Annotated in this window: 21 protein-coding genes and 2 pseudogenes; 14 read left to right on the plus strand and 9 right to left on the minus strand. The window is 64.1% G+C overall.

The genetic code is table 11. The annotated features are described in order from the left end of the window. The first annotated feature begins 78 nt into the window (after positions 1-78). Together ACOQPC_RS15500 and ACOQPC_RS15505 are read left to right on the plus strand one after the other, a co-directional pair. On the plus strand, positions 79-546 hold the full coding sequence (locus ACOQPC_RS15500; RefSeq protein WP_420606600.1) for a hypothetical protein: 468 nt from the start codon (positions 79-81) through the stop codon (positions 544-546). 101 nt (positions 547-647) lie between these two features. Continuing rightward, on the plus strand, positions 648-1,307 hold the full coding sequence (locus ACOQPC_RS15505) for a CPBP family intramembrane glutamic endopeptidase (protein WP_420606601.1): 660 nt from the start codon (positions 648-650) through the stop codon (positions 1,305-1,307). 349 nt (positions 1,308-1,656) lie between these two features. Here the strand turns inward: ACOQPC_RS15505 and ACOQPC_RS15510 are convergent, their stop codons facing one another. Beyond that, entirely contained in the window at positions 1,657-2,418 is a 762-nt protein-coding gene (locus ACOQPC_RS15510; RefSeq protein WP_420606602.1) for a cold-shock protein, read from the minus strand. Between the two features lie 335 nt (positions 2,419-2,753). Between ACOQPC_RS15510 and ACOQPC_RS15515 the strand changes: the two genes are divergently transcribed. The 4 genes from ACOQPC_RS15515 (at position 2,754) to ACOQPC_RS15530 (ending at position 5,880) form a co-directional block, all read left to right on the plus strand. Further along, positions 2,754-3,371, plus strand: a complete 618-nt coding sequence (locus ACOQPC_RS15515; protein WP_420606603.1) for a ribonuclease D — start codon at positions 2,754-2,756, stop codon at positions 3,369-3,371. A 54-nt stretch (positions 3,372-3,425) separates the two neighbouring features. Then, positions 3,426-4,151 (plus strand): LPS export ABC transporter periplasmic protein LptC, encoded by a 726-nt coding sequence (locus ACOQPC_RS15520; protein WP_420606604.1) that lies wholly within the window; start codon positions 3,426-3,428, stop codon positions 4,149-4,151. A 29-nt stretch (positions 4,152-4,180) separates the two neighbouring features. Next, the gene (locus ACOQPC_RS15525; RefSeq protein WP_420606605.1) at positions 4,181-4,717 is read left to right on the plus strand and encodes an LptA/OstA family protein; all 537 of its coding nucleotides are present in this window, start codon (positions 4,181-4,183) and stop codon (positions 4,715-4,717) included. A gap of 473 nt (positions 4,718-5,190) precedes the next feature. Then, positions 5,191-5,880, plus strand: coding sequence for a FadR/GntR family transcriptional regulator (locus ACOQPC_RS15530; protein ID WP_420606606.1), 690 nt, complete (start codon positions 5,191-5,193; stop codon positions 5,878-5,880). A gap of 70 nt (positions 5,881-5,950) precedes the next feature. On the opposite strand, the gene ACOQPC_RS15535 is transcribed toward ACOQPC_RS15530, so the two are convergent. After that, on the minus strand, positions 5,951-7,744 hold the full coding sequence (locus tag ACOQPC_RS15535) for an IlvD/Edd family dehydratase (RefSeq protein ID WP_420606607.1): 1,794 nt from the start codon (positions 7,742-7,744) through the stop codon (positions 5,951-5,953). A gap of 14 nt (positions 7,745-7,758) precedes the next feature. Continuing rightward, positions 7,759-7,998 (minus strand): annotated as a pseudogene (locus ACOQPC_RS15540) (galactose-1-epimerase); the annotation flags it as partial. A gap of 282 nt (positions 7,999-8,280) precedes the next feature. Between ACOQPC_RS15540 and ACOQPC_RS15545 the strand changes: the two are divergent. Continuing rightward, a complete protein-coding gene (locus ACOQPC_RS15545; RefSeq protein WP_420608168.1) occupies positions 8,281-9,606 on the plus strand; it encodes a sugar MFS transporter in 1,326 nt (441 codons plus the stop codon). A 126-nt stretch (positions 9,607-9,732) separates the two neighbouring features. Here the strand turns inward: ACOQPC_RS15545 and ACOQPC_RS15550 are convergent, their stop codons facing one another. Then, entirely contained in the window at positions 9,733-10,602 is an 870-nt protein-coding gene (locus ACOQPC_RS15550) for an SMP-30/gluconolactonase/LRE family protein (protein WP_420606608.1), read from the minus strand. A gap of 105 nt (positions 10,603-10,707) precedes the next feature. On the opposite strand from ACOQPC_RS15550, the gene ACOQPC_RS15555 reads away from it, so the two are divergent. From ACOQPC_RS15555 to ACOQPC_RS15575, 5 genes are read left to right on the plus strand one after another with little or no spacing between them, the layout of a single operon-like run. After that, a complete protein-coding gene (locus tag ACOQPC_RS15555; protein ID WP_420606609.1) occupies positions 10,708-12,243 on the plus strand; it encodes an aldehyde dehydrogenase (NADP(+)) in 1,536 nt (511 codons plus the stop codon). A gap of 58 nt (positions 12,244-12,301) precedes the next feature. Next, a complete protein-coding gene (locus ACOQPC_RS15560; RefSeq protein ID WP_420606610.1) occupies positions 12,302-13,186 on the plus strand; it encodes a 2-dehydro-3-deoxygalactonokinase in 885 nt (294 codons plus the stop codon). Beyond that, on the plus strand, positions 13,183-13,821 hold the full coding sequence (locus tag ACOQPC_RS15565) for a 2-dehydro-3-deoxy-6-phosphogalactonate aldolase (protein ID WP_420606611.1): 639 nt from the start codon (positions 13,183-13,185) through the stop codon (positions 13,819-13,821). Before ACOQPC_RS15560 ends, ACOQPC_RS15565 begins: the two co-directional genes overlap by 4 nt. Further along, the gene (gene araD1, locus ACOQPC_RS15570) at positions 13,818-14,816 is read left to right on the plus strand and encodes an AraD1 family protein (protein ID WP_420606612.1); all 999 of its coding nucleotides are present in this window, start codon (positions 13,818-13,820) and stop codon (positions 14,814-14,816) included. Before ACOQPC_RS15565 ends, araD1 begins: the two co-directional genes overlap by 4 nt. Further along, on the plus strand, positions 14,813-15,754 hold the full coding sequence (locus ACOQPC_RS15575; protein ID WP_420606613.1) for a Gfo/Idh/MocA family protein: 942 nt from the start codon (positions 14,813-14,815) through the stop codon (positions 15,752-15,754). The genes araD1 and ACOQPC_RS15575 overlap by 4 nt, the downstream gene beginning before the upstream one ends. Before the next feature lie 49 nt (positions 15,755-15,803). Here ACOQPC_RS15575 and ACOQPC_RS15580 read toward each other — a convergent pair whose 3' ends face one another. After that, positions 15,804-16,790: an alpha/beta hydrolase gene (locus ACOQPC_RS15580; RefSeq protein WP_420606614.1), complete on the minus strand. Its 987-nt coding sequence runs from the start codon at positions 16,788-16,790 to the stop codon at positions 15,804-15,806. 317 nt (positions 16,791-17,107) lie between these two features. On the opposite strand from ACOQPC_RS15580, the pseudogene ACOQPC_RS15585 reads away from it, so the two are divergent. Further along, positions 17,108-17,368, plus strand: a pseudogene (locus tag ACOQPC_RS15585) (hypothetical protein); the annotation flags it as partial. Positions 17,369-17,544: 176 nt separating this feature from the next. Here ACOQPC_RS15585 and ACOQPC_RS15590 read toward each other — a convergent pair. The 3 genes from ACOQPC_RS15590 to ACOQPC_RS15600 are packed head-to-tail and all read right to left on the minus strand — an operon-like array spanning position 17,545 to position 20,782. After that, positions 17,545-18,477: a family 43 glycosylhydrolase gene (locus ACOQPC_RS15590; RefSeq protein ID WP_420606615.1), complete on the minus strand. Its 933-nt coding sequence runs from the start codon at positions 18,475-18,477 to the stop codon at positions 17,545-17,547. Positions 18,478-18,488: 11 nt separating this feature from the next. Continuing rightward, positions 18,489-19,628, minus strand: a complete 1,140-nt coding sequence (locus ACOQPC_RS15595) for a 1,4-beta-xylanase (protein ID WP_420606616.1) — start codon at positions 19,626-19,628, stop codon at positions 18,489-18,491. A gap of 8 nt (positions 19,629-19,636) precedes the next feature. Then, complete coding sequence (locus tag ACOQPC_RS15600; RefSeq protein WP_420606617.1) at positions 19,637-20,782, minus strand: aldose epimerase family protein; 1,146 nt, start codon at positions 20,780-20,782, stop codon at positions 19,637-19,639. Between the two features lie 204 nt (positions 20,783-20,986). Between ACOQPC_RS15600 and ACOQPC_RS15605 the strand changes: the two genes are divergently transcribed. Next, a complete protein-coding gene (locus ACOQPC_RS15605; RefSeq protein ID WP_420606618.1) occupies positions 20,987-22,990 on the plus strand; it encodes a glycoside hydrolase family 2 protein in 2,004 nt (667 codons plus the stop codon). Between the two features lie 20 nt (positions 22,991-23,010). Here the strand turns inward: ACOQPC_RS15605 and ACOQPC_RS15610 are convergent, their stop codons facing one another. Beyond that, complete coding sequence (locus ACOQPC_RS15610) at positions 23,011-25,005, minus strand: family 43 glycosylhydrolase (RefSeq protein ID WP_420606619.1); 1,995 nt, start codon at positions 25,003-25,005, stop codon at positions 23,011-23,013. Between the last annotated feature and the right edge of the window lie 111 nt (positions 25,006-25,116).

The following is a 25,116-nucleotide window of genomic DNA, read 5'->3' on the forward strand; positions in this document are numbered from 1 at the left end:
ACTATAGCGGCCCAATCAGCGACCCTTGCATAAGAAGCTGTTCCAAGGCATCGACACTGCAATGATAGTTGTATCCCGATGATCGCGGCTGCGTTTCTCGCGCTATGCGCCGCTATGGCAATCGCCGGCGACAGCCCGGTCGGTCGCGCGCTGCATCGCTGGCTGGTGGAACGGCCGGCGGCGGTGTTCGACCGGATCGGCTTCGATCATCTAGTCGTTGCGGCGATGGCTGTCGGGCTGCTGCTTCTCGCTATCTGGTGCGGCGAAGGCGATGGACTCCGGATGCTCGGCTTTGCGGCCCCCGATCTGGCCGCGTGGCTCACCACGGTTGAAATCGCCACCTATCTCGATGCGCTTGCCGCCACCGCGCTGGCTGTTTCGACCATGCGACTGAAGAGGGTTCATCGCTTGTCGATGGCGGTACTCACGTCATCATTCTCGCATCCAGCCCTTAACGCCGCTCGCCCGCGATGCCGCCGCCACAGAACCAATATCGCCCCTGCCAATGACGATGAAGACGGGGCCGCTTTCGCGCTAGCGAGCTAAACGTCCGCCCGGCTGCCGTCAGGAACGGTCCGGGACTCTTTCCTTTCCTAAAACAAGCTGCTGTCGCGCAAGCGTTTGCGCACGGCTGTCAAAGGTGCGCCATGCTGGATATTCTCATCGCCATTCTGCTGCTTGCCGTCCTTCCCGCGCGCGGCATATGGAACAGTCGCAATACGCGCACGGACGATCCGTCACGCGCGCAACGGTATCTCACAACGATGTCGATCGTCGGCGTTCTGCTTGTTCTTCTGGCGGTCGACTGGCTGCTTACGGGTCGCTCGGCCGCGATGCTCGGACTTGGCATCCCGGTGACCGTGCCGGCCATGCTGGGCTTGGCCGCGACCGGCATCTTGCTTGGAATCATGAGCCTAGCCGTTCGAAGGAAAATTGTTTCGGGGGACATGAATGACCAAAAGGCTGGCACCGACATTCTGTCCGAAAGTGCGGGCGAGGTCAGGCTCTTTATGCTGTTCGCGCTGATGGTCGGATTCGGCTGGGAAGTGCTCTACCGGGGTTTTCTTCTGTTGTATCTCCCGGCCCATATCGGATGGCCGGGAGCGATCATGGCGGCGGCGTTGGCCTACGGTCTTGCCCACGGTATCAAGACCCGGCCCCAAGCCGCCGCCAGCATCGTCGCGGCATTTGCCTTTACGATCGGCTATGTGCTTACCCGAAATCTCTGGTGGCTCATCATCCTGCACGTCGCACTGCCGCTTATCGGGCTAGCCGCCAAGCGGTATCGTGGAGAAGACTTGTCCTGAACCTCTCGCGACGTTCATTCATCCAAACGAAAGGCGATTATGTGCTTTGCAAACCCGTTTCATTTTTTCGTCACCCCAGCGAAAGCTGGGGTCTCGGGCGGGATCGCCATGAGGCCTGAGATGCCAGCTTTCCGGGTCCCAACAAAGTACTACTTTGTTGGGTGCCCTTTCCGGGTCCCAACAAAGTACTACTTTGTTGGGTGCCCTTTCGCTGGCATGACGAACGAAGAAAGGCAGAGCTATGCCGTTTCTGAATTTCCATCCGACTGGGTTTGCAAGGTACATAATCGCCAAACGAAAAGGGCGGTCCCGCGGGACCGCCCTTCGATGTCTGCCGGGAGGCCGGGGATCAATCCAAGGCCTTCAGGTTGACCGCCGAATATTTGCCGCGCCGGTCGACTTCGATGTCGAATTCGACCCGGTCGCCCTGCTGCAGTGCGGAGAGGCCGGAACGCTCGACCGCGCTGATATGGACGAAGGCATCGGCCTCGCCATCGTCGCGTTCGATGAAGCCGAAGCCCTTGACGTCGTTGAAGAACTTCACGGTGCCCTTCGCTTTTTCTCCGGTAAGTTCGCGCTGAGGAGCACCGCCGCCCTGTGAGCCGGGGCCTGGTCGAGGACCGCGGTCGTGCGATTCGACCGGCATCGGCTCGCCCTCGATCTCCAGGTCGCTGGCCGAGACCTTGCCGCCGCGATCGACCAGCGTGAACTTGAGCGGCTGGCCTTCGGCTAAGCCGGTAAGCCCCGCCGCCTCGACCGCGCTGATGTGCACGAACACATCGTCCGGGCGACCTTCGCACTGGATGAAGCCGAAGCCCTTTTGCCCGTTGAAGAATTTGACCACGCCCTCGTCCGATCCGACGACCTGCGCGGGCATGCCGCCGCCGCCGCCGCGTCGCGGGGCACCGCCGCCGCCGGCAAAACCGCCGCCCCCGCCGAAGCCGCCACGGGGCGCGCCGCCGCCGCGATCGTCGTCGAAGCTGCGCGGACCTCCGCCGCCACGTCCGCCGCCATCCGATGGCCCGGAGTCCCTGTATCCGTCGAAATTCTCGTCGCCGAAACTATCGCGTTTATCACGGCCCTTGCCGCGCCGCTTACGGTCAAAACTCATGTCGTCGTATTCACCTTCGCTTCGCCCCCCGATTCGGCCGGTGCAGCGAAGGACGACTGACTGCATGGCCCGATACGTCCTCGCATGGAATCGCATCTGGCAAACAGCATAGCGTAAATCGCGCGCTTTTGCGATAGCTGTTTTCCACAGGCTGGCGCGCGCCTGGCACGGCAGGGCCAAGGCCGCGTTGGCGCGGATCAACCGGACAACCGCTAACTGGCGCGCGAGGCCATGGTTGCCATGCCATCTGCGCTGCGGCAAGAGACCACGGCACCCTATTCGCCGCATTCTACGCTGCCCACGCCCGCGCCACCGACCGACAGGATATTGCTACCGTGACCGTATATTTTCACGAAGAAGATCTGCCCGAGGGCCTGCTGGACACCGGCGACCTCGCGGTCGACACCGAGACCATGGGGCTGCGAACGCCGCGCGACCGGCTGTGCCTGCTGCAGATTTCCAACGGCAACGGCGATGAGCATCTGGTGCGGTTCAGTCCAGGCTCGGCCTATGACGCGCCGAACCTGAAGCGCATCCTGGCCGATCCGGCGCGTGTCAAACTCTATCATTTCGGACGGTTCGATCTGGCCGCGATCCAATATTATCTGGGCGTGATGGCCGCGCCCGTGTTCTGCACCAAGATCGCCAGCAAGCTGGTGCGCACCTATACCGATCGCCACGGCCTGAAGGAACTGGTGCGCGAGATGCTGGGCCAGGATATTTCCAAGCAGCAACAGTCGAGCGACTGGGGCGGCGCGCAGCTCAGCGATGCGCAGAAGGACTATGCCGCCTCCGACGTGCGCTTCCTGCACCGGCTGCGCGACCAGTTCCTGCTCCGGCTGGAGCGCGAGGGGCGCATGGAGCTGGCGCAAGCCTGTTTCGATTTCCTGCCGACGCGCGCGCTCCTGGATATCGCGGGATGGCCGGATGACGATATTTTCGCCCATAGCTGATCCGGTCCGTGCCCGATCGGGCCACGCCGCACGCGCGCTCCCGGGGGCTACCCGATGAGTCGGCGCGCGGAAAAACGGCGCTCGAAGCGGCAGCAATTCGCCGCGCCCGGCGGCTCGTTCGACCGGATGATCCGCATCCTGCGCATCGCCTTGCCCTCGGCGGTCGGCGCGCTCATCGCGATCCTGCTGATCGCGCCGATGGCCGACCGCGGAGAACTCAGCTTCGTACTCGACAAGGATAGCGTCGAGCGCGCGCCCGAGCGGCTGGAATCGAGCGACGCGCTCTACCGCGGCGCCGACGACAAGGGGCGGCCCTTCGCGCTGCGCGCCGGCAGCGCGGTGCAGCGCAACGAGAGCCCGGGGCAGGTCCAGCTCAAGGATCTGTCGGCGCATCTGACGCTCGACGACGGCCCCGCCGCGATCCGCGCGGGCCGAGCCATGTACGATATCGAGGCACAGACGGCGGAGGTGCCGGGGTCGATCCTGTTCGAGGCCGAGCCGGGTTACCGCCTGGCCACCAGCAACGCCTCCATCGCCTTCGGCCCGCAGACGCTGACCTCACAGGGCGGGGTGACGGGCACCACCGACATGGGCGATTTCAAGGGTGACCGGCTGTCCGCCGATCTTGCGGACCGGATGCTCACCGTATCGGGCAATGTCACCGGCACCACCAAGGTCGGCCCGTTCAGCGCCGACCGGCTGACGGTCGATCTGGCCAAGGGAACGATCGCGCTCGATGGCGGTGCGAAAGTGCACGTCGATCAGGGCCGATTGCGCTAAGGCGCGATTGCGTTAAAGAACGTCCCACTATGCAACGAACAGCCATCCTCATGGCCGGTCTGATCGGATCGGTGCTGCTCTTGCCCTCGGCCAGCGCGCAGGTGCTTGCCGGGCACAACAGCAACGCCCCGGTCGATTTCAACGCCGGGCGGATCGAGATTCAGGACCGTTCGGACCGGGTCGTGCTGTCGGGCGGTGTGCTGGTGACGCAGGCCGGGCTGAACCTGCGCTCGGCGCGGATGACCATCGCCTACACCAACAGCTCGGGCATCGACGTGAACCGGATCGATGCCACCGGCTCGGTCGTCATCACCAAGGATGACGAGCGCGCCACCGGCGATGCGGCGATCTACGATCTCGACCGCCATCTGATCACGCTGGTCGGCAACGTCACGCTGACCCAACGCGGCAACCGGTTGAACGGAGGGCGGGTGGTGATCGATCTGGATACCGGCAAGGCGGTGATCGACGGCAGCGGCGGCTCGGGCCAGCCCCCAGAGGGTATCGAAAGCGCCGGGCCCGGCCGGGTCACGGGCACTTTCACGGTGCCGCAGAAAGGCGAATGAGAGCCCCCGGTTCGTCATCAGGTGCAATATCGGGACCGATTAATCTTTTTTCGTCATTCCAAAACCGATTTTATCCAAATTCACGATGTTGATGGTAAATCGAGCGATCCGGAAGCGAGACCCTCAAGCGGCATCGCCTGCCGCCCGGATTGGCTTCGCCGAACTAACTTTTCCAAATCAAGCGCTCCAGCTTTCAGCAACAATGATGGGCCATTGGCCAGCCTTCAGGCGTTGTGCAGCGCATTTTGATCGGATGGGTCGAACATTTTATCCGCTTTAGCATCCGAAAATCGACTGCAGATACGTCTGACGGTCGTGACGGTCGCCAAATTTTCGAGATCTTCCGAGACCGCTTCAGAAAGATGGCTTGTAAGCTTGGTGGTTAACCGGCCATGTAAGATATGGCCAAGGGAACGAACATGACAGTTAAAAACAGAATGAAGGGTGGTGGGCGAAAAAACGAACCTTCGCATATGAAAGTGGCGGAAGACTTGGGCACTTCGATCGTGACCGGCGCGCGCGCGCCCGGCAGCCTTCTCCCGGGCGAACTGGAACTGGCCTCTGAACTTGGCGTGTCGCGAAGCGTGGTGCGTGAGGCGCTGCGCATCTTGAGCGCGAAGGGACTTCTCGAAAGCAAACCCAAAACCGGCACCCGCGTAAGGGAACGCGAAAAGTGGAATATCCTCGACCCCTCCCTCCTCGCCTGGATGTTCGAAACCGTGCCGTCCGCCCAGTTCGTGCGCAATCTGTTCGAACTTCGCATGATCGTGGAGCCAGCCGCTGCGGAACTGGCGGCGCGCAAGCGTTCGGCGCGGCAACTCTCGATCATGGGGCATTCACTCGAAACCATGGCTATTCACACGCTCGCAACAGCGGAAGGACAGCTTGCCGATCAGCAATTCCATGCCGCCATCCTCGAAGCGACCGACAACGAATTGATCGTGAACCTTTCCGCCACCATCGGCGCGGCGGTTCGCTGGACCACCTTTTTCAAATATCGCAGTCTGAAGAAACCGCGCGATCCCATCGACGAACATCGCCAACTCTTTCAGGCGATCGCCGATGGCGATGCCGATGCCGCTCGCCAGGTGGCGATCGCGCTGATCCGGCAGGCCGAAGCCGACACCGAAACGGCGTTGAATGCGGAGACTTCGGGTAACTGAGCTGATCCGCCGGACGACCGAACGCAAGCGCGGCAAAAGGGCGCTGCGCGCAGACCGATGAGCCGACCGGTCAATGGCTGTCGCGCGGAAGGCCTCGGGTCTGGACGATCCGCTGATATTTTTCCGCGCCCTCCAAGATGGCGCCCGACGCCATCTGCCCGACGACACCGCGCTGGATTTCCTGCCACGGGGTCTGGCTTTCCGGATAGGGGAAGCCGCCATCGGCGATGAGCTCGTCGCGCCGCTGCTGCAGTTCCTCGTCGCTGATCAGGATGTTCGCGCTTCGGTTGGGCAGATCGATGCGGACGCGGTCCCCGCTCCTCAGCAACGCCAGACCGCCCATCGCCGCGGCTTCCGGCGTCGCGTTCAGGATCGACGGACTGCCGCTGGTGCCCGATTGCCGGCCATCGCCGATGCAGGGGAGCGAATGGATGCCCTCCGCCAGCAATTGCACCGGGGGGCGCATGTTCACGACCTCGGCCGATCCGGGATAGCCGATCGGTCCGGCTCCACGCATGAACAGCAGGCTCTTGTCGGTGATGCCCAGCGTAGGATCGTCGATCCGCCGGTGATACTCCTCCGGCCCGTCGAACACGATCGCGGTTCCCTCGAACGCCTCGGGATCGTCGGGATCGGACAGATAGCGCTGGCGGAAATCGTCCGAGATCACGCTCGTCTTCATGATCGCCGCGTCGAACAGATTTCCGGATAGCACGATGAAGCCCGCCGCATGGCGGATGGGCGCGGTGAACGGATAAATGACCCGCTCGTCCTCGATCGCCACACCGGCGCAATTCTCGCCGATCGTCTTGCCGTTCACGGTCATCGCGTCGGCGGCGATAAGGTTCTGCTCGATCAGCTGTCCCATCACCGCCGGCACACCGCCCGCCCGGTAATAATCCTCGCCGAGATATTCGCCCGCCGGCTGCAGATTCACGAGCAGGGGGATGTCGTGGCCCAACCGTTCCCACTCCCCGATCGGCAGATCGACGCCGATATGACGCGCGATCGCCGCCAGATGGATCGGCGCGTTGGTCGATCCGCCGATCGCCGAGTTGACGCGGATCGCGTTGTCGAACGCGTCCTTGGTCAAAATGTCCGACGGTTTCAGATCTTCGTCGACCATCTCGACGATGCGCTTGCCGGTGCGATAGGCCGCTTCCTGGCGGTCGCGATAGGGCGCGGGAATGGCGGCCGATCCGGGCAGCGACATGCCCAGCGCCTCGGCGAGCGAGTTCATCGTGGTCGCGGTGCCCATGGTGTTGCAATAGCCGGTCGATGGGGCGGACGATGCGACGAGCTTGATGAAGCCCTGATAGTCGATCTCTCCCGACGCCAGCATCTCGCGCGCGCGCCACACGATGGTGCCCGAACCGGTGCGCTGGCCCTTGAAATAGCCGTTCAACATCGGGCCGACCGACAGCGCGATCGCGGGGACGTTCACCGTCGCGGCGGCCATCAGCGCGGCGGGTGTGGTCTTGTCGCAGCCGATCGTGAGGACGACGGCGTCGATCGGATAGCCGTAAACCGCCTCGACCAGCCCGAGATACGCAAGATTGCGATCGAGCCCTGCCGTCGGGCGCTTGCCCGTCTCCTGGATCGGGTGGACGGGGAATTCGATGGCGATCCCGCCCGCCTCCCGAATGCCCTCGCGCACGCGGTCCGCCAGCACCAGATGATGGCGGTTGCACGGGCTGAGATCGCTGCCGGTCTGGGCGATCCCGATAATCGGCTTATCGCTCTGCAGTTCCTCGAGCGAGAGCCCGAAGTTCATGTACCGCTCCAGATACAGCGCGGTCATGTCCGGATTGTCCGGATTGTCGAACCAGGCCCTGCTGCGCAGCTTGCCGGCGGTAGAGTTCACCTCGCCTCCCCCCCTCAACGATCCGTGTAGACGCGGTAGACCATGCGGTGATGATAGGGCTTGCCGGGCTCCACGCGCGCAGAGCCGAAGGTGGGCTGGTTGGACGTATCGGGAAACGGTTGCGGCTCCAGCGCGATGCCATCCCCCATGCGATAGACATGGCCCCCCTTGCCGACCAGTTCGCCCGCCAGGAAATTGCCCGAATAGAATTGCAGGCCCGGTTCGGTGCTCAGCCCTTCGCGCACGCGGCCCGAACGCCGGCTGACCGATTCAACCTGCTCCCCGCCGAACGGGATTCCAAAGGATCCGCGCTCAGCGGTGGTAACCGAAGCCATGGCGGGACTCGCAGAATAGATGGCTGCGCCGATCATCGCGGCGCGTTCGAAACTGGCTTTTATCATGCTTCCCCATCCTTTTGAGCCGGTCCTTTTGGACATTGACCGGTCGTATGAAACGCATATAGTCAGACATATTAAGAACATGCAATAGGCTACAGCCCGGCAAATGGGCCAAGTAGCCGACATTGGGAGAAGATGATGCCGGGACCGGTCGTTTCTGGGAATGGGGGCACCCCCGAGGCCAAGGTCGCCGCTGGCGGCGCGGGCTACACGAAAGCGCTGACATTGCTGGCGAGCCTCTTCTTCATGTGGGGGTTCATCACCGTCATCAACAACACGCTGCTGCCCCATTTGAAAAGCGTGTTCGACCTCAACTATACCAAGACAACGCTGATCGAATCGGTCTGGTTCATCGCCTATTTCTTCGCCTCGATTCCTTCGGCCAAGCTGATCGAGCGCATCGGTTACCAGAAATCGCTGGTGATCGGCCTGCTGATCATGGCCGCAGGTGCGCTCGGCATGGTGCTGGCGGCGAGCATCCCCTCCTACGGGGTCACGTTGATCATGCTGTTCATCATCGCCAGCGGCATCACGCTGCTGCAGGTGGCCGCCAACCCCTATGTCGCGGTGATCGGTCCGCCGGATACCGCCTCGTCGCGGCTCAATCTGGTGCAGGCGCTCAATTCGGCCGGAACGATGCTGGCGCCTCTGTTCGGCGCCTATCTGATCCTCGGTCGGTCGAAAAGCGGCACCGCGGAGGCCGGCACCGTGTTGACTCAGGCCGAGCGTATCGCCGACGCGCAATCGGTGATTCTGCCCTATGTGCTTGTAGCGATCGTGCTCGTCGTGCTCGCGGTTATCATCGCTCGCTTCCCGCTCCCCGCCATGGGTTCGGCCACCAGCCGCGTCGCCAAGGAGGAGCGCAAGAAGCACTCGCTGTGGAAGCACCGCAATCTGGTGTTCGGCATCCCCGCCATCTTCATCTATCTGATCGCCGAAATCGGCGTCGCCAACCTGTTCGTGAATTTCGTCAGCCAGCCGGACATCGCCAATCTGACGCATGAGGAAGCGGGGCGCTATCTCACCTTTTTGTGGTGCGGCATGATGGTCGGCCGGTTCGCCGGTTCCGCGATCATGCAGCGCATCCCTGCCGAAACGGTGCTGGCGGCCTTTTCGATCGGCGCGTTCGTGGTGATGTTGGTGACCGTGTTCACCACCGGCCCGGTCGCGATGTGGTCGCTGATCCTAGTCGGCCTGTTCCATTCGATAATGTTCCCCACGATCTTCACGCTCGGCATCCGCGGCCTCGGCCCGCTGACCGAGGAAGGCTCGGGGCTGCTGATCATGGCGATCGCCGGCGGCGCGCTGGTGGTGGTACAGGGCTGGCTGGCCGACGCCTACGGCCTGCAGCTCTCCTTCCTGCTGACCGCCATATGCGAACTCTACATCCTGTTCTACGCGCTTTGGGGCGCAAAGGTGACGGAGCGGCTGGACGCGGCGACGATGGAGAGCACAACAGCGTGACGATCACGCCCACCTGCCGGCAATTGCCGGCCGGGACGAAGCGGTCGTCACGTTCGAAGGGCTGCGTGGCGACGTCTACGAGGTGCGCATGATGATAAGTCCCAAAGCGGCGCCGCTGAACGCGATTTAGGTGCGCGCCAGGGGCAAGTGCCGGCCCGGCACATCAACATCGAAGGCAAAGACCGCGCCGGCATGCGGCTGCGCGGCGAGTGCCGCCTCATCCAGCCCGATCCGCGCCGAGGTGGCGAAGGCCGTCCTGCCATCTTTGCCGCCGAGCGCGATCTTGGTGATGTTGGCCGCGGGCAGCTCGACCTGGCGAAGCAGCGTGCCGTCCGGGGCATAGCATCGCGCACAATGGCCGCCCCAGAGCCCCACCCAGACATTGCCCGCGCTGTCCGTAGTCACGCCGTCGGGATAGCCATCTTCCGGCGCGATGCGAACGAACTCCCGCGTACCGCCGGTATCGCTGCCTGCGATCAGCGCCGCGGCATGGATCACGCCGCCGAGCGTATCGACATGATAAAGCGTCGCGCCGTCGGGCGCTATGGCCGGGCCGTTGGTGATTGGCACGGCCGGGATCGCCGACGCCTGAACGCTGTTTCCGTCCCACCGGTAGATGCGACCGGTGACCGCGCGCTCGCCATCATCCATCGAACCGAACCAGATCATACCGTCGGGATCGACGGTCGCATCGTTCAGGCGGTTGCCGGATAAGTCCGGCTCGACATCGGCGAGATGCTGAAAATCGTCCTCGTCCGGATCGAACCGATGCAGCCCCGTCTGCAGCCCCGCCACGAACCCGCCGCCCACAGCCGGCACCACCCAGCCGATCTGCGCCGGTGCCAGCCAGCTTCGGCTTGCCCCGCTTTCCGGATCGACCCGGTGCACATGGCGGCCCTTGATATCGACGAACCACAGGCTGTCGTCGCGCCCGTCCCAGACCGGCCCCTCGCCGAGCAGCGCGCCCCCATCCCAGACAATGCGGCCATGCCCCATCTCGCTCTCCCGTCTTTTTGGCCACATCATTTTCCGGCGGTGCGGTTGTCGCCCGTGCCTCATAGCCTTATACGTTTAATAACTCAGACAGAAAGGACAAGCGACATGGCCGATAGGGATCCGCAGGGAACGTTCCAGGCAGTCGAAGCGGCGACGGGCGAGGCGATCGATCCGAGCTTCTCCCAAAGCACGGCGCAGGACGTCGATGCGGCCTGCGCCAAGGCGGCGGGCGCGTTCGATTCCTATCGCGCGATCGAACCGGACAAGCGCGCCGCTTTCCTGGAAGCGATCGGCGACGAGATCATGGCGCTGGGCGACGAACTGCTCGAACGCGCGGGGCGCGAGACCGGCCTGCCCGCCGCGAGACTGACCGGCGAGCGCGGGCGCACGGTGGGCCAGCTCAAGCTGTTCGCCAAGACCGTGCGCGACGGCCATTGGCAGAGCGTACGGATCGATCCGGCGATGCCGGAGCGCGAACCGATGCCGCGTTCGGACCTGCGCATGCGCATGGTGCCGCTCGGCCCGGTCGCGGTGTTCGGCGCATCGAATTTTCCGCTCGCCTTTTCGACCGCCGGCGGCGACACCGCCTCGGCGCTCGCCGCCGGTTGCCCGGTGGTGGTGAAGGGCCATCCCGCGCACCCCGGCACCGACGAGATGGTCGCCGGCGCGATCGCCGAGGCGGCACGTAAGACCGGCATGCCGGACGGGGTGTTCGGCCATGTGCGCGGCACCGGCAACGAGCTGGGAGCGGCGCTGGTGAAAGACCCGCGCATCGCCGCGGTCGGCTTCACCGGTTCGCGCGCGGGCGGGCTGGCGCTGGTCGCCGTCGCGCAGCAACGCGAGGTGCCGATCCCGGTCTATGCCGAGATGTCGAGCATCAATCCCGTGGTGCTGATGCCGCACGCGCTCAAGCAGCGCGGCGCCGAACTGGGCGCGGCGTTCGTGCAATCGCTGACCATGGGCGCGGGCCAGTTCTGCACCAATCCCGGCCTGGTCCTTGCGATCGAGGGCGAGGGCCTGGACGCGTTCGAAAGCGCCGCGAGCGAAGCGCTCGCCGGTCACGATCCGCAGCCGATGCTGACCGGCGGCATCCGCAAGGCGTTTTCGCAAGGCACGGCCAAGCTGGCGGGCCATGACGGCGTGACGGAACTGGCCGCGGGCGTTGCGGGAGACGGTATCGCGCGCGAAGCGGCACGGCTGTTCTCGGCCAGCGCTGAGGCGTTCCTGGGCGATCCGGCGCTGGGGGCCGAGGTGTTCGGCGCATCCAGCCTGGTCGTGCATTGCAAGGATGCGGGCGAGCTTCGAAAGGTGCTCGAATCGCTCGAGGGCCAGCTGACCGCCACCCTCCAGATGGACGATGCGGACACCGACGCAGTGCGGCCGCTCATCCCCGTGCTGGAACGCAAAGCCGGGCGCATTCTCGCCAATGGCTGGCCGACCGGCGTGGAGGTCGCGACGGCGATGGTCCATGGTGGCCCCTATCCCGCCACGTCCGATAGCCGCACTACCTCGGTCGGCACGCTCGCTATCGACCGGTTTCTGCGGCCCGTCTGCTATCAGAATCTGCCCCTGACGCTGTTGCCAGAGACCCTTCGCGATGGCACAAAACTACCAAAAATGGTGGATGGCGAGCCTGCTTGACAAGGCTGTAACGCCGTTTATTGTCCGACAAATGAACGCATCAGACGGGGAGGATCGCGTGCCCGCCAGCGGCGCTTACGTCGCCATCGATTGGGGAACGACCAACCGCCGCGCCTATCTGATGGGTGCGGACGGTGCGGTGCTGGACAGCGTGCGCACGGACCGGGGCGTGCTGGCCGTTGCGCCGGGGGCCTTTCCGCTGGAAGTCGCCGCGATCCGCGAGCAGATGGGGCAGCTGCCGATCCTGGCCGCGGGCATGATCGGTTCCACCCGCGGCTGGATCGACGTTCCTTATGTCGGCGCGCCCGCCGGTGCCGACGCGCTGGCCACCGGTGCCGTGGCGGCACCCGCGAACGACATGTGGATCATTCCCGGCGTGGCCTTCACGGACGGCGATCGCTGCGACGTGATGCGCGGCGAGGAAATCCAGGTGATCGGCGCGGTCCAGGCCGGTCTGGCACCGCCGGATGCGCAGTTCTGCCAACCCGGCACGCATAACAAATGGATCGTCTGCGCGGATGGAAAGATCCTGTCCTTTGCCACCGCGTTGACCGGTGAGCTGTTCGCCCTGCTGCGCGATCACGGCATCCTGGCCGGCATGCTGAACGGTCCGATCGCCGACGGCCCCGCCTTTCGCAAGGGCGTCAATCGCGGCGCACGATCATGCGATCTCAGCGTCGCGTTGTTCGAGGTGCGCGCCGCTGTGCTGCTAGGCGAGATGAAACCCGAAGACGCCGCGGCGTTCGCGAGCGGCGTGCTGATCGGCAGCGATGTCGGCGCGCGAGACGACCTTGCCGCCGCCCCGGTCCATTTGCTCGGCTCCGGTCCGCTTGCCGAACTCTATGAGAGCGCCATCGCCATCTGCGGCGGACAGACGGTCAGGCTCGACGGCAATGCCGCCTTCGCCGCGGGCATCCACCATATCCGGGAGCTGAGATCATGACCGACGCCGCGACGCTTTTCGAACGCCATTTCAAGGCCTGCCCGCTGGTCGCGATCCTGCGCGGGATCACGCCGCCCGAAGCCGAGTCGATCGGCAACGCTCTGGTCGATGCGGGTTTCTCCATGATCGAGGTGCCGCTGAATTCCCCCGATCCCTACCGCAGCATCGCCGCGCTCGGCGAAGCGCTCGGGGACCGGGCCTTGATCGGCGCGGGCACGGTGTTGAGGGAAGAGCAGGTAGCCCGCGTGGCGGAGGCGGGCGGCAGGCTGGTGGTCTCTCCGAACTGCGACGGCGCGGTGATCCGCGCCGCAGCCTCGTCCGGCCTCGTTTCGCTACCTGGCTATTTCACCGCGACGGAAGCGTTCGCCGCGATCGATGCCGGAGCGCACGGACTGAAACTGTTTCCCGCCGATGCCGCCGGACCGGTCCTGCTGAAGGGCCAGCGCGCCGTGCTGCCCGCCGACGTGCCGGTGCTGGCGGTGGGGGGCATCTCGCCGGAGAGCATCGGTGCTTGGCGCGCGGCCGGCGCGGACGGTTTTGGCCTGGGCTCCAATCTCTACCGCCCCGGAAAATCTCCCGACGAAGTCGCGCGCGATGCGACCGCGTTCGTCCACGCCATCGGGGACCGGGCATGACACAGCAGGCACGGTTGATACAGCATCGGGGCGACCAAGGCGATCGCCGCGTCATTCTGGCGGAAGACGAGGCGTATTTCCTTGATCCGTCGATCGGTTCGGTACGCGAGCTCGCCACCGCTGCGATCGCTGCGGGCCGCTCCCTGCTCGATATGGCGCGCCAGCACGCCACGCGCGAAACGGTGAATATCGCCGAAGAACTCGAGGCAGGTCGGCTGCTCGGCGCGATTGATCATCCGGACCCGTCGCGCCTGATGTTGGCGGGAACAGGGCTCACTCATCTCGGTTCTGCTGAAGGCCGCGACGCCATGCACAAGACCGCCGCCGAGGCCGAAACGCAGACCGATTCCATGCGGATGTTCCTGGAAGGCGTGGAGGGCGGCAAACCGGCAGCGGGCCAGGCCGGCGCCCAGCCCGAATGGTTCTACAAGGGCGATGGCCAGTCGATGGTCGGTCCAGGCGAGACGCTGTGCGCGCCCGCCTTTGCCGGAGACGGTGGGGAAGAACCCGAGCTCGCCGGCATCTATCTGATCGGCGAGGACGGCACGCCCTGGCGGCTCGGCGTCACGCTGGCCAACGAGTTCAGCGATCATGTGACCGAACGCCACAATTATCTCTGGCTAGCGCATTCCAAGCTGCGTCAGGCGGCATTGGGCGCGGAGTTGCTGATCGGTGCGCCCCCCCACGACATTCGCGGCACCAGCCGCATTCGCCGCGGCGGGAAACTGCTATGGGAGAACCCGTTTCTTACAGGCGAGGCCAACATGTCCCACAGTCTCGCCAATCTGGAAGCGCATCATTTCAAATATCCGGCCTTTCGCAGGCCCGGTGATATCCACGTCCATTTCTTCGGCACGGCCACCTTGTCCTGCGCCGATGGCATCGAAACGCGCAGCGGAGACCGGTTCGAGATCGAAGCGGCCCCGTTCGCGCTTCCGCTCATCAACCCGCTCGCCTTTGCGGAGGCGGCGCCCGTCGAGGTCCGCACGCTATGACCGTTCCCATTCGCCTCGCCATCGTCGGCATGGGCAAGATCGCCCATGACCAGCATTTGCCCGCCATCGCGGGAACCTCGAATTTCGATCTGGTCGCCACGGTCAGCCGGCACGGCGCGAACCTGAACGGCTTGCCGTTCTTCCCCGATATCGAAGCGCTGGCGAGCAGCGATGTCGCGGTCGACGCGGTGGCGCTGTGCACCCCGCCGCAGGTGCGCAGGCAGATCGCCGAAACCGCGATCCGGCAGGGCTGGCACGTGTTCCTGGAAAAGCCGCCGGGCGCGACGCTCGCCGAAGTCGTGGCGCTGCGCGACGCCGCCGAGGCGAAGGGCATCAGCCTGTTCGCCAGCTGGCACTCGCGCTACGCCGACGGCGTGGAACCGGCGCGGCGCTGGCTCGCCGGGCGCGACATCCGTCATGTGGCGATCACCTGGCGCGAGGATGTTCGCGTGTGGCATCCGGGACAGGAGTGGATCTGGGAACCGGGCGGCTTCGGGGTGTTCGATCCGGGCATCAACGCGCTGTCGATCGCCACGCGCATCCTGCCGCGGCCGTTTTTCGTCGAGACCGCCGATCTCGATCTTCCCGAAAACCGTGCAGCGCCGATCGCCGCGCGCCTCACCTTTCGCGATGCCAAAGGCGTGCCGATCGCAATGGATCTCGATTTCCGGCAGGAAGGTCCGCAAAGCTGGGACATCGTGGTCGCAACCGATGCGGGCACGTTGACGCTTGCCATGGGCGGGGGGCAGCTGTCGATCGCGGATGGTGACCCGCCCGAGGTAACGAATGATCTGCGCGGCGAATATCCCGGCCTCTACCGCCGGTTCGCCGCGATCATCCGAGCGGGTGTTTCGGATGTCGATCTTGCACCGCTCCGCCTGGTCGCCGACGCCTTCCTCACCGGTCGCATCAATCAGGTGGAGCCGTTCATCGAATAGACGGGCGAGGACGTGCCGACATTCGCCGCGCCAGCCGCCGGAATGGATATCAGAACAGCCCCTGCGCCCTGGCGAACGCCAGAAACAGCTGGGGCCAGATGCTGACCGGTTCGGATGCAGGATGATTGATGCCGAACCCATGCCCGCCGCTTTCGAACAGATGCATTGCCACGGGTCGATCGTGCCTCCGCATCGCGTCGTACATCAACCGGGCGTTGGCCACCGGAACGATCGGATCGTCATTGGTGTGCACGATGATGCAGGGCGGCGTCGCCTCGCCCACATTCTCGTCGACCGAAGCCGAACTGGCCGCAGCTTCGTCCGCATCTTTCCCGATCAGCGCCGCGCGCGATCCGGCGTGCGTTTGCGCCGGATGCATCGTGATCACGGGATAGACCAGCCCGGCGAATCTCGGGGTCGCGCTGAGCCGGTCGGTATCGTCGACAGCGCCGTAACTGGCTTCCGCCGACCGCGTGAGCAGCGAGCCGGCCAGATGGCCTCCCGCCGAAAAGCCGAGCGCGGCGACACGGTCCCCGTCAACTGCGAACCTGGCCGCACTGGCGCGGATCAGGCGCATGGCGCGCTGCGCATCCTGCAGTGGGACCAGCGAACGGTTAACCCAGCCTTCCGCGGGCAGCCGGTAAACCAGCACGAATGCGGTTATGCCGTTCGCGTTCAGCCATGCGGCCTGACGCGTCCCTTCATTGTCGAACGCCTCGTACTCGTAGCCGCCGCCCGGCATCACCAGCACCGCCCCCCCGTTCGGTTTTGCCGGGCGGAACACCACCATTTCCGGCCTGCCGACGCCGGTTACCGTGCGATCCGGCCTTGCGGCATCGTCGCTGTGGTCGACCATGGCGATCGCCGGGCGCCTGTCTGTGCTGCCCGGCGGCAATCCCGGCCACAAGGGAATAATTTCATTGCCGATGCGATCGGCCGAGGCCGCGAAGCCGGGCGACGCCGCGATCGTCAGCGCCGCCCCGCCAGCCAGGCCCAGCAGCGTGCGCCGATCCATGCCCGCCAGATCCTTCATCATTCTCTCCTCGCGCCGCGCGCGTCCAGTCAAAGGCTGGCAAGGGACAAATATCAGTGCCGCATATGTAGCGAAACACTTATGTGACTTATATGTTGTTGGGTAATTTCAAGGCGATTATGTACCTTGCAAACCCGTTTCCTTTTTCGTCACCCCAGCGAAAGCTGGGGTCTCGGGCGGGATCGCCATGAGGCCTGAGATGCCAGCTTTCCGGGTCCCAACAAAGTAGTACTTTGTTGGGTGCCCTTTCCGGGTCCCAACAAAGTACTACTTTGTTGGGTGCCCTTTCGCTGGCATGACGAACAAAGAAAGGCAGAGCTATGCCGTTTCTGAATTTCCATCCGACAGGGTTTGCAAAGTACATAATCGCCAATTCCAAAGTCAGCAGGCCGCGGAAGACAAGACCGAAATCGGAATGCGTTTGCCACCCACGGCCAAACAAACTTGTCGACGCGGCAGCCACCAGCAGGGCACAGCTGGGACGCAAGCTGACTTGCGGGATTCTGCAACAATTGCATAAGGCGATCGCGACCGGCGTTTATAACGAAGGCGGGTTTCCCACCGAAGCGGAGCTTTCCAAGGAATATGGCATCAGCAGATCGGTGACGCGCGAAGCGGTGAAGAGGCTCACCGCGAAGGGGCGCGGTGTGCGATGCGATTATCGCCGGGGACCCGAATGCTGCGCGCGGCCGCATGCGCAAGTTGATCAACGACGTGCTGAATTTGCTGGACGCCGAAAGCGGCGAGTAGCGCTAGATCAGCGTTTCATGTCGATCGGCCGGATCAGCCCGTTTGCATCAAATTCGATCGGTTGCACCGCCACCTTGCGCGATCCCCGATAGGGTCCGCGGCCGCGCTGATCTTCCCACCGGTGATAGGCGATCCACCAGCGACCGTCCGCCGGATTTCTGAAAAACGCGTGATGGCCCGGCCCTTTATAGCGGCGATTGCCTTCGAGCAGTACGCCTCGATAGGTCCACGGGCCGATCGGTGACGGTGCCGTCGCATAATGGACCTTGTAGCTGGCATCATTGTAGCGTCCGTCGCTGTACGACAGGTAATAGATGCCGCCACGCTCATGCATGAACGCGCCTTCGGTGAAATGCGGGGGTTGATCGATGGCGACACGCTTACCCAGCGTCACCATATCGGCGGCAAGATCATAGACGCGCAGCGTCGCTCCGGCGCTGCCCCCGGCGTAAAGCAGCCGGCGGCCCGATCGCGGATCGATATAGACCATCGGGTCGATCGCCTCGAACCCGTTTCCGCCGGTCAGCAGCGGCTTGCCGGAATCGGTGCAGGGACCAATAGGGCTGTCGCAAACCGCGACGCCGATGCGGCTCGGCGTCGGGTTCTGCGGTCCAACCGCGTAATAGAAATAATATTTGCCGTTCGCGGCCACGATATCGGGTGCCCAAAGGCTGTGATGCGGCGCGCCGTCATCCGCTATCCAGCCGATATCGTCGATGGCGAGCAACCGGCCCGATTGCCGCCAGTGCACCAGATCGTCCGACGACCAGGCGGATAGCGCGCTGCCGTCCGCCGTGGGATAGAGAAAAACGGTCTCGCCAACCACCAATGCGGAAGGGTCGGCCCCGTCGAAAACCGAATCGCGCGCCTGCGCCGTGCAAAGCGCGCCGAACGTCAGGGCGGCGCAGATCAGCGTTCTTGGCACGCGTATCGAGATCATCGTGAGGGCCTTCAATATTCCCATTTGGGCACGACGCCCTTGGGAGCCTTCGTCATCGCGCGGATCAGATCGGTTTCCGCCTGGCGATAGGGCGTGCCGTCGGCGCGGAATACCTCGTGGAACCAGATCGTCGGCGCCTCAAAGGTATAGGGCTTTTTCCAGCTGTCCCACGGCAGCCGCGTCTGCGTCTTGCCGTCGACCAGGCCCCAGTTGATCATCGCGATGTTCAGCTTTTTCGCGATGGGCAGATCGCCGTCGAAGGTCGATCCGTTGCCGCGCGCCATATATTCGGTGCATAGCACGGGGCGGCCGTAGCTCATCATCTGAGCGGCGCGGCGGGCGAAGGATTCCGGCCAGTTATAATCGTGAAAGCTGTTCACGTCGGAACGCGACAGCTGGATTTTTTCCACCGCGTCCAGCGTCTCGGGCTTGTCCCAGCTTTCGCCGATCCACACGCCGGAGGTAAGCGGCTGGATCGGATCAGCCGACTGCGCCCAGTCGAACACCTGGCCCAGGAGCCCGGCTACCATCGCCTTCTTGTTCGGCGTCGGCGCGTAGTTGCCGCCGCCTTCGTTGTTCGGTTCGTTCCACACGTCCCAGGCGAGCACGCGCTTGTCGTCCGCAAAGGTGCCGACGATGTCCTTCACATAGCCTTCCAGCTTGCCATATTGCGCGCTGTCGGCCAGCCGCGCGGCGCCGGGCGCCTGTATCCAGCCCGAATTGTGGACGCCTGGGATCGGCGGATGCTGCGGCCCGGCCACCGGATCGGGATCCCAGCAGCTGTCGAACAGCACGAAGACCGGGCGGATACCGTGGCGCGAAGCGATCTCAAGGAATTCGTTCATCCGCTTTTTCAGCCCCTCCGGATCGTTTTCCCAAAGCAGATTGTGCAGATAGACGCGCATCGTGTTCATACCGATGCCCTCGGCCCAGCCCAGTTCCTGATCGATGGTTTCCGGATCCCAGCTTTCGGCCTGCCACATTTCCAGCTGATTGATCGCGGTGCGCGGATTGTAATTGGCGCCGACCAGCCAGGGCTGCTGGCCATACCATTGGTTCGCCTCTCCCTTCGTCCAGATGTCCCGCGCGGCGGCGGGGGCCGCGAACAGGACGATGGCGGGGAGCGCGGCGAGCGCGAGCTTGTAGATCATAGAGGTCCTCACTTGGCGTTGCGCTGATCGACCAGCAGCTTGTAGGTCATGACGTTATAATAAGTCTGGCCGGGTTCCAGCTTGGCCGCGCCGAAGTCGGGCTGGTTGGGCGTGTCGGGGAATATCTGCGGTTCGAACACGAGCGCATCGCCTTCGCGGTACAGCTGTCCCGACTTGCCATGGGTCGTCGCGTCGAGGAAATTGCCCGAATAGAATTGCAGCCCCGGCTGGTTCGACCACAGCTCGAACCCTCGGCCCGAGGCGGGGTCGCGGACCGTGGCCATCAGATGCTGGTCGGTGGTCACGCGGCGGCCGATCACCCAGTTATGATCGTAACCGCGCGCGAAGACGAGCTGCTGTTCGGACGCGTCGCGCACCCGCTCGCCGACGGCATGGGGAGTGCGGAAATCGAACGCGGTGCCTTTCACCGGCTTGAAGTCGCCCGTGGGGATCGAACCCTTGTCGGTCGGCAGATAGCTTTCGGCCGGGATGGTCAGTATGTGGCCCATCGCGCCGTCTGCCGAGCCTTCGCCCGAAAGGTTCCAATACGCATGGTTGGTGATGTTCGCGATCGTCGTCTTGTCCGTCGTGGCGCGATATTCGATGCGAAGATTGTTCGCCTCGTCCAGCGAATAGGTGGCATCGACCGTCAACGTGCCGGGATAACCCTGATCGCCGTCCGGGCTGATATAGCGCAGCGTGACGCTGGCCTCGGGCCCCGATTTGATCGCCTGCACCGTCCACAGCACCTTGTCGAAACCGACAGTGCCGCCGTGCAGCGTGTTGTCGCCATCGTTCACCGGCACCTGATATTCATGTCCGGCCAGCGTGAACCGGCCATGGGCGATCCGGTTGGCGAATCGGCCCACGGTGGCGCCGAAATATTGCGGCTCGTCGATATAATCCTGGATGTCAGAATAGCCGAGCAGAACATCCTCTTGCTTGCCGCCGGGTCCCGGCATCTTCAGCGACTGCAGCGTGGCACCATAACCGATGATCGTTGCGCTCACCGTGCCGTTGTCCAGCGTCACCGCCTCCACCTTGCGCCCATCGGGCAGCTTGCCAAAGTCCGTTTTCCTGGCCGTACCCGCAAATGCCGGCGTCGCCGCCAGACAGACCGCCAGCATACCGGCCGCCAATGCTGTCAAACGCATCTTCCATCCCCTCCTGTTAAGGACCATCCACGCGATGGTGGCCCATCTCTGTTCTGAATCGACCCGGCTTTGCACGATAGAGAACATATTTGTCTGATAAAATAAAGCCACGATCTCCGACGGCGGTGTTTTTGTCGGACAAGCGTGCTAAAGCGCGGATGGCGCGAATTTGCAAAGCCGAAAGTCTTGACGGGAGCGAAAGGGATGATCGATCGGTTTCTCCAGGCAGCATCGCTGGTCGTGCTGGCGGCGCTGACCCTTACCGCGAGCGCCGCGGCGCAGCGGGCGCCGGCCACCGCGACACGGCCGGCCGATCGCTTTGACGACCATATCTACACCAGCGACCTGACCACCGAATGGGGCAGCGAGGTGACGCCGCAAAACGCCTGGCGGAGCTATCCCCGGCCGCAGATGAAACGCGCCCGGTGGCTCAATCTCAACGGACGATGGGATTATGCCATCCGCCCGATCGCCGCCGACGCGCCCACTGCCATGGACGGGCAGATTCTGGTCCCGTTCGCGGTCGAAGCAAAGCTGTCCGGCGTGGCGCGCGAGTTCGGACCGGACGACCGCCTGTGGTATCGCCGTGCTTTCACCGTTCCCGCCGACTGGCAGGGCGATAATGTGCTGCTGCATTTCGGCGCGGTGGATTTCGAGGCGCAGGTGCTGGTGAACGGCCATCTTGTGGGCGCGCATCGCGGCGGGTCCGACACTTTCGCGTTCGACATCACGCGCTATCTCCAGCCGGGCGAGAATCGGCTCGAGGTTCAGGTCACCGATCCCACCTCCGGCGGCGCGCAGCCACGCGGCAAACAGCAGCTCGAGCCCCAGGGCATCTGGTACACCCCGGTGAGCGGCATCTGGCAGACGGTCTGGCTGGAGCCGGTGCCCGCCACCCATATCGAAAGCATGACGATCACGCCCGATATCGATGCCGGCATGCTGGATGTGGACGTCGCGCTCAACCGCAGCGCGGGCGATACCGACGCCATACGCATCACCGCCTCAAAGGACGGCAAAACCGTGTCCAGCATGTTGGTACGCGCCAACCGCCCCGCCCGTCTGCCGGTGCCGGATGCGCACTGGTGGTCGCCGTCCGACCCGTTTTTGTACGACCTCAAGGTGGAGCTGGTCGGCGTCGAAAACCCCTTCGCCGGCACCGAGGAGGTGGAGGGGCCCGGGCGCGGCGCCCTGATCCTTACACCGGCCGAGGCAGATGCCTACACCGATGCAACGGTCACGGGGCCGCCGCGTGATGTGATCGACAGCTATTTCGCCATGCGCAAGAGTTCGCTCGGGCCCGGCCCCGTTGCCGGGCAGCCCGCCCTACTGATCAACAATGCATATGTTTTCCAGAACGGCACGCTGGACCAGGGATGGTGGCCCGACGGGCTGCTGACGCCCCCGTCCGAGGAAGCGATCGCCTTCGAGCTGAAATTTTTGAAGGACGCAGGGTTCAACATGCTGCGCAAACATATCAAGGTCGAGCCTGCGCAATATTATCATCTCGCCGACATAATGGGCATCCTCATCTGGCAGGACATGCCGTCGGGCGAAGAGCAGGACAGTCTGGACCAGTTCGTGCGCCCCACCTCCACCGCCGAAGCGGTGATGCCGACGGCAACCACCGACGAGTTCGAATATGAAATGCTGCGCATGATCAGCGATCTGCGCAATCACCCGTCCATCACCACCTGGGTGGTGAACAACGAAGGCTGGGGCCAATACGCCGCCACCCGGCTGGCCAACATGGTCAAGGCGCTCGATCCAAGTCGCACGGTAGACAAGGCCAGCGGGTGGCTGGATACCGGCGCGGGCGGATCGGACATGTACGACATCCACACCTACGAAGACGTGCCGCGCACGCCGGATCACAAGGCGGATCGGGCGATCGTCGTCGGCGAATTCGGCGGGATCGGTCTGCCGGTGGAGGGGCATCTCTGGTTTCCGCGAAAGGACAATTGGGGCTATCAGAGCGGCGCCGACCAGGCGGATTACCGGAAGCGCTACGCACGCAAGATGGAGCAGATCATCCGGGAAAAGCGCGAAAACGGCCTCAGCGCGTCGGTTTACACCCAGACCAGCGATGTCGAGGGCGAGGTCAACGGCCTGCTGACCTATGATCGCAAGGTCAGCAAATTGCCCGTTGAAGAGTTCCGCGCTATCGCTGCGCCGTTGTTCGAAGTCGCAAGCGACGATGGACCCTGATCAGCAGCGTCAGGACCGCGCTATCGGGTACCGGGCGTTTCGCGCCCGGCGACCGGCGCCGCGAACACCGGCTGGCCGTCCGCCGTCCATCGCACGCGCTGGATATGCGGTGCGCGCTTCGGGGTGCAGCCCATGCCGGCGCGCGGATTGGCATGGTAGACGATCCAGTCCTGCCCGGACGGCGTGGTGAAGAAGCCGTTATGCCCCGGCGCGAAGACATGGCCTCCGGGCGACTTCGCTACCACCGGCGCCGGTGATTTGCTCCATGCGGCCGCATCGAGCGGATCGCTTCCCGCGGGTGCATGCAGCAGCCCTACGGCATAGTCGTCCGACCAGCAGGCGCTGCCCGAATAAGACAGATACAGCTCGCCGTCCGGCGACGGAAGAAAGGCGGGCCCCTCCAGGATCTGGCGGCCGCCCTGCCGTTCCCATGGCTGGTCGGGCACGGCGATGATCGTTTCCGGACCGGCGAGCGTGACCGGATCGCTCATCTCGGCGATCGCCAGATCGCTGTCGGGACCGACATAGGGCGAATAGACGAAATAGCGCTTGCCGCCATAGACGAAAGTCGTCCCGTCGATGCCCGGATGCGCCGTCCGGACGCGACCGCGATCGATCCATTCGCCCGTCAGCGGATCGTCGGAACCATTCTCCAGCACGAAGACGCCGCGATGGTCGTCATCGTCATGCGCGCTATCGGCGGCGGTATAGTAGATATACCAGCGGCCATCGATGCGGTGCAGCTCCGGCGCCCAGATCGAACGGCCGTTCGGCGCGGGCGACGACGGCCGCCACACCACATGATGCTCGGCATTTGCCAGATCGGCGAGGTCGGTGGTCTTCCAGATTTCCAGACTGTCGCCCTTTGTATGCATGTAATAATAGACGTCGCCGTCGCGCACGACATAGGGGTCCGGCCCGGACGGCAGCAGCGGATTGACGAAGGTTGCGTTCGATGCCCCTTCTGCCGCTCCGTCGGCCACTTGGTCGGGGAACGCCTGCACCAGCGCGTCATATTCCTTGCGGCCGATCGCCATCATCGAACCGTGACGGGCGCCGGGCACCATGTCGTAGCGGTTCCACTCCGGGACCCCGCTATTGCCCGAAACCTGATACCATGGGCCTTCGAGCGTCTTTCCCTTGGTCAGTCCGTAACTGGTGCCGGCATATTGCTCGTAATAGAGCAGCCATTCGCTGTCGTCCGGCGAGCGAATGATGGTCGGCGCTTCCCGGAAATTGGGGCTCAGCGGCGGACCGGGGAGCGGAAACGGACCGGTCAGCGATGGTCCGCAACTGATCCTGACCGTCTTGCCGGTGGTCCAGCCATAGGACGGATAGCGCTCGTCCTTGATGATCGCGCAATAGCCCGGCCCGGCATCGTTCGGGCGCACGATGGTGTCGATCGTCGCCATGTCCCAATCCAGCAGCCGGCGCGGCGGATCGGGGAAATGAGTCAGGTCCGGCGATAGCGTATAGAGCGTGCGCTGGCTCGCCCAGTAACGCTCCGGATCCTGCGGCGAGCCGTCCCGATTGGGTGTGTGCCATGTCAGCAGAAACTGGCCCGAGGGCTTGTCGAAATACAGCTTCGGCGCTCCGATCCGCTGCAACGTGTGCGGGTGCCCGGGAATGTTCGACAGGTCCGGGCGATAGGTTCCCAGCGGCGTCCATTCGATCAGGTCGCTCGACACCCAGAAGCGGATGAACGGGTCCTCGTCGCTGCGATTGCCGACCAGATAATAGCGCCCGTCGGGTCCCTGCGCGATTGACGCGTGGCCGTGATAATCCTGCGAAACAGGCTGGCCGTCGTTGAGCTGCGTCCAGTGCAGACCGTCCAGGCTGACCGAATAATAGAGCACGCCGTAATGGCCGGTCATCATATGCGCGAACAGATAGGCCTTGGCCGGATCGACATAGGGCGTTTCCGGCGCGCCGGGGGGCACCTGCTGCGCTGCCGCTCCGGATAGCGAAGCGAACGCCGCCGCGAATGCCAGGATCAGTCTTCGCGCGCCGATCAAAGTGCTTCCCCCTCCTGTTTGAACTTGCCCAGCCTCCCTTGGCGCGTTAGCTCTGTCAAGATTAATCAGACAAATAACCGAATTGCCGGGAGAGAGCATATGCGGGTTGGA

The sequence above is a fragment of the Novosphingopyxis sp. genome (assembly GCF_965218915.1).
Taxonomy (GTDB): domain Bacteria; phylum Pseudomonadota; class Alphaproteobacteria; order Sphingomonadales; family Sphingomonadaceae; genus Novosphingopyxis.

Excerpts from the sequence above, each read along its gene's own strand:
- araD1 (WP_420606612.1), top strand. The coding sequence starts at position 13,818 with ATGACACAGCAGGCACGGTTGATACAGCATCGGGGCGACCAAGGCGAT.
- ACOQPC_RS15595 (WP_420606616.1), bottom strand. The coding sequence starts at position 19,628 with ATGATCTACAAGCTCGCGCTCGCCGCGCTCCCCGCCATCGTCCTGTTC.
- ACOQPC_RS15605 (WP_420606618.1), top strand. The coding sequence starts at position 20,987 with ATGATCGATCGGTTTCTCCAGGCAGCATCGCTGGTCGTGCTGGCGGCG.
- ACOQPC_RS15525 (WP_420606605.1), top strand. The coding sequence starts at position 4,181 with ATGCAACGAACAGCCATCCTCATGGCCGGTCTGATCGGATCGGTGCTG.
- ACOQPC_RS15520 (WP_420606604.1), top strand. The coding sequence starts at position 3,426 with ATGAGTCGGCGCGCGGAAAAACGGCGCTCGAAGCGGCAGCAATTCGCC.
- ACOQPC_RS15565 (WP_420606611.1), top strand. The coding sequence starts at position 13,183 with ATGACCGACGCCGCGACGCTTTTCGAACGCCATTTCAAGGCCTGCCCG.
- ACOQPC_RS15500 (WP_420606600.1), top strand. The coding sequence starts at position 79 with ATGATCGCGGCTGCGTTTCTCGCGCTATGCGCCGCTATGGCAATCGCC.
- ACOQPC_RS15550 (WP_420606608.1), bottom strand. The coding sequence starts at position 10,602 with ATGGGGCATGGCCGCATTGTCTGGGATGGGGGCGCGCTGCTCGGCGAG.
- ACOQPC_RS15545 (WP_420608168.1), top strand. The coding sequence starts at position 8,281 with ATGCCGGGACCGGTCGTTTCTGGGAATGGGGGCACCCCCGAGGCCAAG.
- ACOQPC_RS15575 (WP_420606613.1), top strand. The coding sequence starts at position 14,813 with ATGACCGTTCCCATTCGCCTCGCCATCGTCGGCATGGGCAAGATCGCC.
- ACOQPC_RS15555 (WP_420606609.1), top strand. The coding sequence starts at position 10,708 with ATGGCCGATAGGGATCCGCAGGGAACGTTCCAGGCAGTCGAAGCGGCG.
- ACOQPC_RS15590 (WP_420606615.1), bottom strand. The coding sequence starts at position 18,477 with ATGATCTCGATACGCGTGCCAAGAACGCTGATCTGCGCCGCCCTGACG.
- ACOQPC_RS15530 (WP_420606606.1), top strand. The coding sequence starts at position 5,191 with ATGAAAGTGGCGGAAGACTTGGGCACTTCGATCGTGACCGGCGCGCGC.
- ACOQPC_RS15600 (WP_420606617.1), bottom strand. The coding sequence starts at position 20,782 with ATGCGTTTGACAGCATTGGCGGCCGGTATGCTGGCGGTCTGTCTGGCG.
- ACOQPC_RS15580 (WP_420606614.1), bottom strand. The coding sequence starts at position 16,790 with ATGATGAAGGATCTGGCGGGCATGGATCGGCGCACGCTGCTGGGCCTG.
- ACOQPC_RS15510 (WP_420606602.1), bottom strand. The coding sequence starts at position 2,418 with ATGAGTTTTGACCGTAAGCGGCGCGGCAAGGGCCGTGATAAACGCGAT.
- ACOQPC_RS15505 (WP_420606601.1), top strand. The coding sequence starts at position 648 with ATGCTGGATATTCTCATCGCCATTCTGCTGCTTGCCGTCCTTCCCGCG.